This window comes from Halodesulfurarchaeum sp. (assembly GCF_036626455.1).
In the GTDB taxonomy this organism is placed as follows: Archaea; Halobacteriota; Halobacteria; order Halobacteriales; family Halobacteriaceae; genus Halodesulfurarchaeum.
On sequence record NZ_JAZKRK010000046.1, the window covers coordinates 1 to 12,184 of the forward strand.

Here is a 12,184-nt window from a genome sequence, read left to right on the forward strand (position 1 = left end):
TGACAGGCCATCGGTGGGTCGCTCCTGCCCAAGGCGAGAACGATGTTATCGCAGTCCGGACACTCAAAAATATCGTACCGGCTGGTCTCAGGGTCATACGCGACGGTGCTTTCGCTCTCACTTGTCGGTTCGGCTTCGTTATTTGCCATCAGATGTGTTCCCTCGTATACTATGATATCATAAACTGTTTCTAATTAAGGGCTGGGTCCTGATTTTTCAATCAGTCCCTCCTCGATCGTTTACTTCTGGGAACGAACCTGTTCGGGCTGTTCATTAGTGAGTGGAACGAATTCCTACAGATTAGGATCGGACATTTCTGACTGTTGCCCGGAAACTCTGTCATCGATCCAAAGAATCCATATACTCGGGTGTTTCGGATTGAGGGCCCCTAGCAAACGTTGTGTGTCGCTCATCGAACGTGTCGTTCGGGCGGGAACGTATCGGCCGGTTTCCAAGCTACTCTCGCAGTTCGAATAGCGTATCACGGACAGAATCAATTGCGATCACGTATTCTCAAAGGTTTTTACGAACTGAATTGATACGTAGAACGTATGAAGCGACGGTTCCGTCAGTTGTGGGTGCTTGGAGGATCCATGGTTTTGGGTTCCATATTCGTTTCCATGGCAGCTACCGGAACGGTCACGGGAAATGGCAGTTTTGTCCCGATGGCAGCAGACTTTCCCGTTTCTGCGTTTGTCTCACATTGGTGGATTTTTCCAGCTTCGATCGTGTTTTCGGCGGTCGCACTTTCTTCTGGCGTCTCTGGAGCCCTCTTTTTCAGTCCGTTTTTCATTCTCGTTGTCGGCCTGCAACCGGCCCAAGCAATCGGGGCCGGCTTGCTGACTGAAGTCTTCGGAATGGGAAACGGCCTCCTGAATTACGTCCGGCAGGGAATTGTCGACTATGCGACCGCGAAATGGCTGTTACTCGGTGCGGTTCCCGCTGTAGTTCTCGGTTCGGTTAGTGCACATTACGTTCCAACGACGGTTTTGAAAGCGATTTTTGGGGCCGGATTGATTCTCCTCGGCGGGTTTCTCGTGTACTATGATCCGCCCGAGAAGTGCGAACCCGGCGAAAGGGAAGGCCCCATACTTGAATCGAAAAACAAGGGACGAGGGGAGACAGTTATCAAAACTCGGAACGGAACGGTCTATCGGTACGACACGTGTTGGCGAGCACCTGGTCTTAGTATGTCGACTATTGGTGGATTTATTACAGGGTTAATTAGTGCTGGACTTCCCGAACTAACGACAACCCAATTGATTGTCCGCTGCCGGGTTCCCCCTAGAGTAGCGGTCGCCACGAGCGTGTTCGTCCTGGGAATTTCGGCCATTGCAGGAGCAATAGTTCATGCTTTGGCCGCGACCCCTGTCTGGTACGTGGTCGCCTGGTCAATACCAGGTGTTCTGATCGGTGGAACTCTTGGAACTCGGCTGGGGAAGTATGTCCCAAGTGAACTCATGGAACCAATTCTTGGCGTGGTATTTGGTTTGGTTGGCGGGATCGTGCTCTGGACAGAATTTCTGTTGTGATTTCAGAACTATACTGTCGATAATCCCGACCCAACCATCAAAAATCCGTTAGTGTCTCCATCAGTTCCGCATGAATCTCTGGCAGTCGGTTTTCAACTGGGTCACTGAGGGCCGAATCCATATCGACTGGGCCCGGTTGAATACCAAAAATTCGAATCTCAGTCGGTGCATTTTCCAACTGTGTTGCTAACTCCACCAGTTCCAGGAGGTCCAATTCGTGGGAGCCTGTTGTCTCCGAACGAGAGCTGACCTCACCAGACGAGCAGACGACTACTGCTCCGGGTTCTCCACCAAATCGCATCGCATCGACAAGAAGCACCCGATCGAAATCACGGAGTGCATGAACGACCCGAAACGTCCGTGATCCAAACTCCACGAGTGTCGCGTCTACAGCCGCCTCCTGGGCGCGTATTCTGTCGAATAACACTGGAACGATCCCATCATCTCCTCGGAGCGGATTACCGAATCCAAACACTCCCAACTGGTTATCAGTCTGTGAGGGGTCATCTGACTGATGAGATGGTTCCATTGTCACGTTTCAGTGATGGGCTTCATCAACAAATTCAACGTCCAAATAATGTGTTGAACAAGATATACACGGGTCGTATGCTCGAACCAACATTTCGAGTGTGTGTTCAATCTCTTGTTTGGACAGGTCAAGGATTTCGGGAACCATCGTTTCCATGTCCTGTTGAATATTCCCATGGTTCTGATTTGTTGGGATCACCGAATTTGCCTCTTGACACAGTCCATCCTCGAACCGGTAATCGTGGATCAGAAGGCCACGTGGAGCCTCGAGTAGTCCAATGCCACGACCGTCGTCTGGTTCGATATCCGGTCGATTATAGTCGGTCTGTGGTTCGATCCCTCTCTCGAGCAAATCGTCGATTATCCCGATCGACCGCTCGAACAGATGTGCAACTTCAATCAACTGTGCCACAGTGTTGTTGAACGGATTGTAATCGACCGGCTCCAGGCCGAATTGGTCTGCAAGTGTCTTGGCTCGGCCTGAAAGCTGTTCGTAGTTATTGTTGAATCGGGCGAGTGCACCGACGAAATACGAGTCCCGAACGTGTTTGGCGAACTTTGCCGTCGACTGGTCGGTTACGTATTCGTTCACGACAGATTCGTACTCGGTGTTGGTCAGTTTTCCCACATCTGAAGAGTAGAGTGTCCCCTCATAGAGTGCATATTCGTCAGGATGTGTCAGCGAGATGTACTCAGTCTCTCGTTCGAAATCTGGAAGTTGATCGGCTAGTTCGGCGAGTAATTCTGCAACGGCATCAAGGTCTTCAAACCCCCCCTCCAGTGACTCTCGTAGCTCTGAGAGTTCCGAACGCGATGGGATTTTCGAAAACCCGCCTGGGATGAGTCGTTGGGAATGGACTGATCGGCCAGCGATCGTTTCGAGCATTTCGTTTGCACGCTTGTGAAGGCGAATGACGGTTCGCACCTCGTCTTCGTGCGTATCCGCGAGTGGAATGACGGATTTCGAGTCCATCAGGTCCGGAAGGGCGAGATACCCTAGATGGAGGACGTGACTCTGAAGGATCTCAGCATTGAGCGCCAGCTTTCGAAGTCGCGTGTCCTGGTCGGTTATCGAGACCCCAATGGCGTCTTCGACAGCCTTGAGCGAGCAATTGACGTGGCTTGCCGAACAAATTCCACAGATTCGGGACGTCATGTGCGGGACCGCTTCGAAGTCCTTCCCCACGAACATCGATTCGAAGTACCGTGGGGACTCGACGACTTGCCACTCACAATCCTCGAGTGAGCCATCGGAGACGTTTACGACGATGTTTCCATGTCCCTCGACCCGGGCAACGAGTTCGTCTTGGATCTGTATTTCAGTCATTGTTCGACCTCCGCTGTCTGTTGCCAGCCGAAATACATGTTGTAGAACTCAGTGACTTCTTCAACTGATAGTCCGTGCTCTTCTAACACATCGAACGCTGCATTTTCGTTCGGATTGTCGATGAGTCCTCGACACCCCCAACAGCGTGTCCCTTCCGAGACACAGACAGCGTCACATCCTCCGCGTGTCACTGGACCAAGACAGATATCTTCCCGAAGGAATGCACAGGTGTTTTCGTTCAGTTTGCACTCGAGACAAACAGGATATTTCGGGAGGGACGGTTCCCGGCCCTGAACGAGGTCTGTCACGACACGAAGAAATTCGTCTTTATCTATCGGACACCCTGGGATCTCGTATTCGACCTCGACCACCTCAGCGGCTGGCTTGGCATCCTCCCACGAATCGATTCGGTCGGCATCGTCGCCATAAGCCCGTTTCTGTACGGTATCGAAATCTTGGGAATTTCGAACTGCGTTGATGCCTCCGATCGTTGCACATGAACCGAGTGCGACCAGGGTATCGGCATTTGATCGGATCTCCTCGAGTCGGTCGGCGTCGTGATCTCTCGATATAGACCCTTCAACGAACGCGATTTGATAGTCGTCGCTGTGTGCCGAGGTCGCTTCTCTGAAACTGACGATATCGACGATTTCGACAAGTTTGAGGAGTTTTTCTTCCAAGTTGATGATCTGTAGCTGATCGCCTTCACACCCGGTAAAGTCGAAGAAGGCAACGCGAGGTTTCATCTTTGTCTGGCTCATGAGAGTGCCTCCGGGCGATTTTTGATGACTTCGTAGTTGAAGACGGGTCCATCCTGACAGACGTAGAGATCGTTGATCTGGCAATGGCCACAGAGTCCGACTCCACAATGCATTCGCCGTTCGAGGGAGAGGTAGATCTGTTCGTGGGGAATTTCTTTTTCATCAAGTTCCTGCTGGACGAACTGAAACATAACCGGTGGCCCACAAACAACCGTGTACGTGTTCTCGGGGTCCAGATTCAGCCCAGGAATGAGTGTCGTAATAACGCCAACGTTCCCGTCCCAAGTTTGGCCCTCGGGTACTCCGTCGACTGTCATTCGGAAATCGATGATATCGGACTGCTCCCACTGTCTAACTTCCGCTGGGTAAAGCATCTCCGCTGGTTCCTTGCACCCGTAGAGAACAGTCACATCATCGAACCAGTCTCGGTGTGCCAAGACGTAATTGATCATCGAACGGAGCGGTGCCAGACCGATTCCTCCCGCGATGAAGAGCACGTCGTTGTCCGCAAACGTTTCGATGTCACAAACCTCGCCGAATGGGCCACGAATCCCAACTGTATCTCCGACTTCTAGGTCATGAATCGCGTTTGTGACCTTACCAACTTCCCTGATACACAGTTCGAAAGGGCCTTCGTCAGTCGGCGAGGAACTCACCGAAAACGGTGCCTCCCCGACACCCGGAATGAACAACTGGACGAATTGGCCTGGTAAATGCCCGAGTGTGTCGCGCTCTTGGAGTTCGAAGGCAAACACCGAATCCCCGTCTGTGAAGGCTTCACGGCGGACGAGTGTCGCCGGTTCCGGTTCGTAATGAACTGGTCCATGGTCGGTCGCTTCGATTTTTTCAGGCATTGACACTCCTCCATAGTTCGTTGTAAATTTCACTTGGATCGGCAACGTCTGCGACACACTGTTTGGTGCAGCGACCACAGCCGACACAGGCGATGTCGCCGAACCGTTCGTAAAGGTAGTTACCCTTTCGCATCAGGCGATGCCGGTGACGGGCCACTCGTTCCTCACGGAAATTCTCACCGCCTGCGACCGCTGCGAATTCTTCGAGGAGACATCCGTCCCAACGGCGACGTGTTTCGCCAACTTCGTCAGTCATGTAATCGACGACGTCGACATTGAAGCAATAACACGTGGGACAAACGACGTTGCAGGTGCCACAGGAGAGGCACCCGTCGGCGTATTCGTCCCATACTTCGACTGCGTCATAGCCTTCTTTAAGGAGAGACGGAAGCTGTTTGGGGGAAAACTCGATTCCTTTTTCGAACTTCGATTCGACCGCCGCTTTCTGTTCTTCAACTGCCTCAACTTCCTCCAAAGAAGCTTCCTTGGTGGGAGCCTCTTCTAGCAGGCCACTTCCTTTCTCGGACCCAATTTCTATGGCATAGGTGTCTTCCAGTTCTGTCACAAGGAGGTCGTATCCTGTTTCGGTCCGAGCCGTTCCCATGCTGGCCGCAAAGGAATGCTCGGACACAGATTGCATCGTCACACCGATGAGGACGGAATTTTCACGTTTTCGCCGATACGGCTCATCACCCTGGGCATCAATGAAAATGTCATCTAGTTGTTCGATTGCGACGAGGTCATACGGGTGAATCCCGACGATGATCCGACTTTCTTCGCTCCAATCTTGGACCATCGCGTAATCGTTTTCGTTCGTATCGTATTGGACGAGTCGCTCACGCTGAGGGAAGAAATACTTCTTCGGGGAAAGCATTGTGAGATCGTAGTCCAAACGCAGCTCCTCAGCGTCGTCTATATCATCGAAGACGAATTTTGTTCCATCGTGGGTTGCCCCCACGACTTCACGAGGATCTTCGGCAATCCACTTGTTTACCAACTCGTCAAACTCGTATTTGGCCAAGATTTTCATCCGATCACCCCGATGTGACGAGCAGTAAGTGGGCAATTGAAACGGTTCAGTGCAGTTGCCAACGGGTCTTCAAGCTCCAACCGGACATTACAGTCTGAGAGATAGCCGGTGAGACTCATTTTTGTGGAGTGGGAACCGTGCTTTGGCTGCGATACATGCATATTTACACCTAAAATAGTAAATATCAAAGTCTTTCACTCGAAAGCAGTTTATGTGCCTTCTCTAACTTTTCTCCAGAACCATGGCCAATTCTTTGAGAATACCTGTTACATGCAAGGAATCGCTTTTGGAATTGCAGTCTGCGATGTTCAATGTAGACGGTTTCTGGAAGCCATAAGTCTGCGTAAGAGTTCCTGAGGAATCCGGCTATTTTCGCATCTGACACCTCAATCGGAGCGGATTATCAGAACCATAATCGCCCCAACCGTGGCGAATACGAGTGGATACACCACACCGGCCAACAGAACCGACGGTAGGAATTGTGGACCGATAGATCCGCTCACGTCGACACCGACGAAACTCGCTTCGGTACTCGCTTGGGTGAGCACTGCTCCAACAGTCATTACCACGACATAGCCGATTGCGACAGGTGCGCCAGCGAATACAGCCTCACCCAAATCTCTCGCGTCGAGGCGGGCGGCCAGTAAGCCACCGACTCCAAGTAGTACAAGCGGTGGAACGAGATATATAACGCCGGCGCTTGCTGCGCTCGACTGGGCGATGAAATTGATGGTTTCGCTCCCACCAAATTCCCCAATTGAGCCTGTCGCTTCTACGTCTACCAAGTGCCCGTTAAAGAAGTACCAGCCGACCAGTTTCCAGTCCGCGACTTCAATGGCTACACTACGTGCTTCGCCATCGACGAGGAGAAAAGAGAGCAGGTATCCGATGATACCTGCGATACCGCCAAGACCTGCACTTGCTAATATTTGTCTGGTCTGAACAGATCCCCCTCTTACCTTTGAGGACTGTGCGGCCATATTTTGGCTAAGTTCCGCCCATAAATGGGTTTTGGGCCGGTCCAGGGGGGCCTTGTGTCGAGGCGTAGAATGGAAGTCCACATAAAACACCTCCCCTCATCGAACGAGCGGGGCTATTGCCCCCGAGCTAAGTAGGAAAGGGAAGTTTACTGGTCCCACGTCCATCGTGAATCGAGGTAGAACCGATAGGCACCGCTGATGAGGATAGCAACAGCGTTCGCCAAGAGGTACGAAATTCCGCCGAATTCAACCAGGGCGAAGAGGAGGACCAGTTGAATCGGGATGGCTGTCCCACGGACCACATTAGTTTTCAATAGGCCAACGAAGTACTGCCTTCGACCCCTGATCTTTGCGGCTTTGAAGGTCCAAACATTGTTGATCATGTATTGAAGAATGATGGTCAATTCGATGGCGATCAGAGCTCCCACGAGATAATTCAGTCTGACGTAATCCACGAGCAGCCAGAGTAAGAGCAGTTGAATCCCTGCGGCAAGCACTCCGACGACGACGAACCGTTGAAGCTGTTCCGCAACGGGACCACTATGTAAGCCCCGTAAAAACGCTCGAATCATCTATTTAAAGCCGAGTGTTTCCAGGTACGTTTGGATAATTTCGGTTGTGGGATCAAACTTCTTGGTCTGGCGCTAAACGATTTTTGAGACTCCTGGTGTAGGGTTGCAGTCTTAGGAACCGTATACTGCGGGGAATTCCGAGTCTCAAAGACCCATTCGATCACCGTCCCAGATTCCGGTAAATCGGTCTTGCTAGGCACCTCTCTCGTGATGACGTATTGGTCATTGGCGGCTCTGTCTTTTGAACCGATAGATTCTGCTTGGTGTGAACCGGCAATAGGGAAATAAGCCCTCTCGCCGTCCAAGTTTGTTTTAGATCTCATGGTAGATTTGTTCTATCTACGGTCTTCCAGAGCGCCCAATTAGCACTGTGAACACCCGTAAATTACAGTTTCTTTGCGGCCAACGCTTGATTGGATCGCTTTTGGGATTGGTCGAGCCGATGGCCGATGGCCCGTTCAAGATCCTTCGGTAGGTCCTCGGCTGCTTCATCGAGCCGATTCTGCACACGTTCCAGGCGCTCTATAACTGTATCCAGATTTTGGTTGGCCTGTTTTTTGTTACCGTTGGCGGCATCATTGGCAGCACGCTGAGCCGCTTCTACGACAGCTTCCAAGGCCTCGGTGAGCCCCTGGATCGCATTGTTTTGGCCCCCCGACGTGCCACCGTTTGTGGTATCCCCGGTCTCATTTCCGGTGCCGGCCGCCTCGACCGCTGTGGCAGTTTCCCCGGCGATATCCGCAAGATAATTCGAAAGTGATTCTTTCCCAGTTCGGGGTGCTTCCAGGCGGACGTAATTCTCAGTGGACGGATTGATCCGGTAGGCACCAACCTCACCTTCGGCGTCCCTCACCTCGGTTGTATACGCCCCTCCCCGGTGGACATACACTGCATCTGGACCATCGAGAGGAGCGTCATAAAGTCGGCCTGCAAAGTCGTCTTCAAGGACGAGGTCTGTCAGATCAGTTTCGCTTTCATTCGTCCCCACCTCTAGCTTCATGGCATTTTCCCGGGCCACGAGTGGGACGTTTCCCTCGGCGCCTGCACTCGTTGGCCCACTCCCATCCGTTGAAATTACAAGCGTTTCGCTATGTGGTTCAGCGCCCGGAGCGTTCACTGTCAGCCGATGTTCCCCGGACTGAACATCACGAACAACAGCGATTCCATTGAACGTTGGTACCGCTTCGGCGTTACTTTCCAGGAGTGCTATCGATTCCACGGAGAGGTCTCCAGTAGTGACTCCCTCCCCATCTGGGGCCTTGTCGGATGAAATCGCTTCAGTGACATTGGTGATGACAGTATTGACCGAGGCTGGTTCGGCGATGGCGCTATACCTGTCAGCCAGAACCGCGCGGTGGTTGGAATCGGAAATATCTGCAGCAGGATCGTTGTATCGCGGTTGCTCCCACGGGACACCAGTGGTGGAGATGTGACTTGCAATTGCGTCTTCAGCGAATGCTGGAATAGCAAATTCGAAGCTGAGCTGTGGCCCGGAAAAGTCAGTAATGTGTTCGAGTTCCCTGGTGGGTACGAGGTCGTATTCGACATCACCCACTTCCTCATCTCGACCGGCAGATTGGAAGACCACTCCAGTCGACCGGTCGGCGAGGTCTCCCGGTGGGGAGGTGAGGTCTGCGAAGGACCGAATCGTCAGCTCCTCTGCAACGAGGTCGTCCCGACTGACAGATGGCAGTTGGCCATGCTCGTAGAGCGGTTTGTCATCTAACTCGGGAACAACGTAGGGAAGCCGTGATCCCTCGTCCCGTGGAAGGCCATACGCTAAGGGAATATTCGCGATATTCTCGATACTCTCTATCGCGCTGTTGGTTATGTCCGCGATCGTGCCATCAATCGGGAGCCGCTGGAATCTGTCCGCCACGTCGTTGACCGATAATGCGCTGGAGTGGGACCCGAGTTCCGAAAGTATTCGTGGCACTTGCTGGGTTTCGGGGTCAAGAAACTCGTTGTTGGGGACACTACTGGAGTGTGAGCTGCCAACGTACAATTGTGGCTCCCCTGAGTCCGTATCGACGAACACGTGAAGCACCTCCCAATCGTGCCAGTGAAAGTTGGTTGTGAATTGGTCGAACACTGAGTAGTACCAGAACTGCACGACTGCAAGTGGACTGTCTTCGTACTCCATCGCGTGGAAAAATACTGTGGGATCCGGTGGCGCATCAGATTCTTTCGAGCCCTCAGTATATCCATCAAGAGCTTCGAATCCATCTACAACTGTCTCTTCCCCGTTCGCCCTGGTGTAGGCACGAGGATCGGTAGGGAACCATTGTTCGTGCTCGTCAAAGTACAGAGTCGGCGCAAATTGCTCTGCAAGTTCCCGAGCACGCTCCTCGCTCATCTCCGTGGTGGCAGCGTCACTTTCATGGTCGAAAGTCGAACATCCAGCTATCGAGGTTGCACCTGCTACCGCCCCGATAGTGGTGAGGAAGGAACGTCGATTGATGGAGGTCAAATCATCCGCTGATACAGTACCTACTCCCGATGTTTGAGGGAATCGAGGTGATTCGGGAGGGTCGCTTTCCATACTGTTTAATTGAAGAGGCTACCAACACTTGCACTTTTGTGTTATTCGACTAAGGTGAGGAAAATCGCACACCATTACGGAAACGGTGATGAGGGTCAAAACCGAGATGTAGCAAATAGACCGGTTTCGGTTCGGGATTAGGCCACCTTTCGACGGGCGATATCCACGTGATGCTGCTCCTTTCGGGAATGCCGTTCTTGAGCATCTGCTGCCTCGATTTGATCTTCGCCTTCGAATATCCACCGACAGTCGGTGCAGTTTGCGACCCACTTCATGATTTGATGGAGCCTCTTCGGGGACAGGTTGGCTGAACTTGGATATCTGCAAAGAGGGGATTCGGGGTTGAGAGGGTGGACATGGATTGGGAGTTTTGACTTCTTCCCTAATATGATATTAATCCTGTAAGTTCAAATGTCCTACCCATCCAAAGTGAAAGTGAAACTGGTGAACGAGGCTGAAATACAACCAGTCACAAACATGTGAGAGTAAAGCACTCCTTCAAACGTCAATCCGGAGATTCGGGTTCATGGGAGGTTTCCAATTGCTTACCGAGCGGCCCGGTGGATACCCAGACTGAGACATCGGCTGGTTCTTCGAAACGACTCGGTATAACCAAGGATCAAAAACAGAGCCAAACTTGTATTAATGTCCCTCGAGAAAAGTAGTAGACTGAAGGATCATTCATAATGCCTACTGACGAAAGAGTTGATGTGGGGTTGGGAGCTTGGAGACCCCCAGATCAATACAATAAACCGCAACTTGAACCGAAAGAAAGGGCAGGGACAGTGGAAACAGAGACTCGTGAGGATTCCACGAAACATCATCCCAGTGAGGAAGCCGAGGTGTTCACATTGCAGGGAGACGCATATGCCGATGATATTTCTGATCTTCAAAAATATAAAGGCCACATATTGTCGCTCCGCCATGACGTTTACTCGGGAAAAGTGTATGTTGAATCAGTACGGGCGTCCTCGACAGACAGGTGGGATGACGTGACCGATTTCCGAATTTATGAAGGCGAAATGCAGGAAGTCACAGAACAGAAGCCAGTTTATTCATATAGTGTGGATTTGCGTAAAGCGGATGTGATGGAGACTGAGTAAGTTTCTCCGGGAACTCATCGATGGTTCCTTAGAAACAAATTAACAGCGGCGAAATACCGAGTAGCCACGCTTCAAAGAAGGTGTGATCATTGCCCCTATCAAGCCGGGATGTGTTCGCTCTGTACCCATATCGTGGACTGACGAGCAGTGCTGTCGCTTGAACCCCGCTCTGAAGGGGCACGACGAGACGCTACGCGTCTCGTTGCACCCGAAAACGCTTCGTGTTTTTGAGAACGAGGCTTCCGCTTGCTATCCGTCAGTGTTTCTCAGCGATCGTCTCGACTGCGATAACGAACCGGGAGTAGAGATAGATCAAGAACAGAGTTAAACCCAGTCGAACCAAGCCTGCGAAAATGGCCACGAGGCCTGCCAGATTGTCATAGAATTAACCGATGGCGAGACTGCCAAAAACTGCGACGACGATCAACATGGCCACCCAATACGGAACCTCGTAATCAGTCCGCCAGAACTGGTTCATACGGACGGGAACACACCGCTGAAGAAAACAAGAGTGCAGCCTCAAACAGCAATTTGACATCCTCCCAATTTTGAGGGGCGGGCGTTTCTCCTCGTACTTCCATAACAATCGCACTATCCTTGGGGCAAGATACCTTAAGCTTCGTCCTCCTCAAATATAGCCATTGAGATTGGATTCATGAGCACCATGACCAACAAAAATCTCGTTCTTCATATTGATTATGAGCCGGATTCCACTGACATGGCAACCGAATTTCTCGAACGAGAAAACGACCGAATTTCAGGTTGCGATTCCGAAATTATTGGGTGCCCAAGGAGTCTTATAGCTACATACCATACTAGAAAATGTTTATGTCCGAAACAAACACCGAAGAGGAAAAAATTGAGGAGCCAACCGAATGGTCTGACCTGGCAATGGGGCTCTATGAGAGGCTAACAGGCCGCGAGGCAGCGATCGTTTACGAGTTCGAGGACATGG

At 51.7% G+C, this 12,184-nt stretch carries 10 protein-coding genes; 2 read left to right on the forward strand and 8 right to left on the reverse strand.

Annotated elements, in window-relative coordinates; all coding sequences use genetic code 11:
* Nucleotides 1–620: 620 nt before the first annotated feature.
* On the forward strand, nucleotides 621–1,532 hold the full coding sequence (locus tag V5A26_RS10275) for a sulfite exporter TauE/SafE family protein (protein WP_332322434.1): 912 nt from the start codon (nucleotides 621–623) through the stop codon (nucleotides 1,530–1,532).
* Between the two features lie 37 nt (nucleotides 1,533–1,569).
* Here the strand turns inward: V5A26_RS10275 and V5A26_RS10280 are convergent, their stop codons facing one another.
* From V5A26_RS10280 to V5A26_RS10315, 8 genes are all read right to left on the reverse strand, one after another.
* The gene (locus tag V5A26_RS10280; RefSeq protein ID WP_332322435.1) at nucleotides 1,570–2,061 is read right to left on the reverse strand and encodes a hydrogenase maturation protease; all 492 of its coding nucleotides are present in this window, start codon (nucleotides 2,059–2,061) and stop codon (nucleotides 1,570–1,572) included.
* A 9-nt stretch (nucleotides 2,062–2,070) separates the two neighbouring features.
* On the reverse strand, nucleotides 2,071–3,387 hold the full coding sequence (locus V5A26_RS10285) for a Ni/Fe hydrogenase subunit alpha (RefSeq protein ID WP_332322436.1): 1,317 nt from the start codon (nucleotides 3,385–3,387) through the stop codon (nucleotides 2,071–2,073).
* Nucleotides 3,384–4,148, reverse strand: coding sequence for an NADH:ubiquinone oxidoreductase (locus tag V5A26_RS10290; RefSeq protein WP_332322437.1), 765 nt, complete (start codon nucleotides 4,146–4,148; stop codon nucleotides 3,384–3,386). Before V5A26_RS10290 ends, V5A26_RS10285 begins: the two co-directional genes overlap by 4 nt.
* Nucleotides 4,145–5,002: an FAD/NAD(P)-binding protein gene (locus V5A26_RS10295; protein WP_332322438.1), complete on the reverse strand. Its 858-nt coding sequence runs from the start codon at nucleotides 5,000–5,002 to the stop codon at nucleotides 4,145–4,147. Before V5A26_RS10295 ends, V5A26_RS10290 begins: the two co-directional genes overlap by 4 nt.
* Complete coding sequence (locus V5A26_RS10300; RefSeq protein WP_332322439.1) at nucleotides 4,995–6,032, reverse strand: 4Fe-4S dicluster domain-containing protein; 1,038 nt, start codon at nucleotides 6,030–6,032, stop codon at nucleotides 4,995–4,997. Before V5A26_RS10300 ends, V5A26_RS10295 begins: the two co-directional genes overlap by 8 nt.
* A gap of 386 nt (nucleotides 6,033–6,418) precedes the next feature.
* On the reverse strand, nucleotides 6,419–7,012 hold the full coding sequence (locus V5A26_RS10305; RefSeq protein WP_332322440.1) for a hypothetical protein: 594 nt from the start codon (nucleotides 7,010–7,012) through the stop codon (nucleotides 6,419–6,421).
* Nucleotides 7,013–7,158: 146 nt separating this feature from the next.
* Nucleotides 7,159–7,584: a GtrA family protein gene (locus tag V5A26_RS10310; RefSeq protein ID WP_332322441.1), complete on the reverse strand. Its 426-nt coding sequence runs from the start codon at nucleotides 7,582–7,584 to the stop codon at nucleotides 7,159–7,161.
* A 385-nt stretch (nucleotides 7,585–7,969) separates the two neighbouring features.
* Nucleotides 7,970–10,126 (reverse strand): hypothetical protein, encoded by a 2,157-nt coding sequence (locus V5A26_RS10315; RefSeq protein WP_442908774.1) that lies wholly within the window; start codon nucleotides 10,124–10,126, stop codon nucleotides 7,970–7,972.
* Between the two features lie 686 nt (nucleotides 10,127–10,812).
* Here V5A26_RS10315 and V5A26_RS10320 point away from each other — a divergent pair.
* Nucleotides 10,813–11,229 carry a hypothetical protein gene (locus V5A26_RS10320; RefSeq protein WP_332322443.1) on the forward strand — a complete coding sequence of 139 codons (417 nt, stop codon included), beginning with the start codon at nucleotides 10,813–10,815 and terminating at the stop codon, nucleotides 11,227–11,229.
* Nucleotides 11,230–12,184: the final 955 nt, after the last annotated feature.

Bases quoted from the DNA above. Each gene is read 5' to 3' on its own strand.
- V5A26_RS10315 (WP_442908774.1), bottom strand. From the start codon at position 10,126: ATGGAAAGCGACCCTCCCGAATCACCTCGATTCCCTCAAACATCGGGA.
- V5A26_RS10320 (WP_332322443.1), top strand. From the start codon at position 10,813: ATGCCTACTGACGAAAGAGTTGATGTGGGGTTGGGAGCTTGGAGACCC.
- V5A26_RS10290 (WP_332322437.1), bottom strand. From the start codon at position 4,148: ATGAGCCAGACAAAGATGAAACCTCGCGTTGCCTTCTTCGACTTTACC.
- V5A26_RS10280 (WP_332322435.1), bottom strand. From the start codon at position 2,061: ATGGAACCATCTCATCAGTCAGATGACCCCTCACAGACTGATAACCAG.
- V5A26_RS10310 (WP_332322441.1), bottom strand. From the start codon at position 7,584: ATGATTCGAGCGTTTTTACGGGGCTTACATAGTGGTCCCGTTGCGGAA.
- V5A26_RS10300 (WP_332322439.1), bottom strand. From the start codon at position 6,032: ATGAAAATCTTGGCCAAATACGAGTTTGACGAGTTGGTAAACAAGTGG.
- V5A26_RS10275 (WP_332322434.1), top strand. From the start codon at position 621: ATGGCAGCTACCGGAACGGTCACGGGAAATGGCAGTTTTGTCCCGATG.
- V5A26_RS10305 (WP_332322440.1), bottom strand. From the start codon at position 7,012: ATGGCCGCACAGTCCTCAAAGGTAAGAGGGGGATCTGTTCAGACCAGA.
- V5A26_RS10285 (WP_332322436.1), bottom strand. From the start codon at position 3,387: ATGACTGAAATACAGATCCAAGACGAACTCGTTGCCCGGGTCGAGGGA.
- V5A26_RS10295 (WP_332322438.1), bottom strand. From the start codon at position 5,002: ATGCCTGAAAAAATCGAAGCGACCGACCATGGACCAGTTCATTACGAA.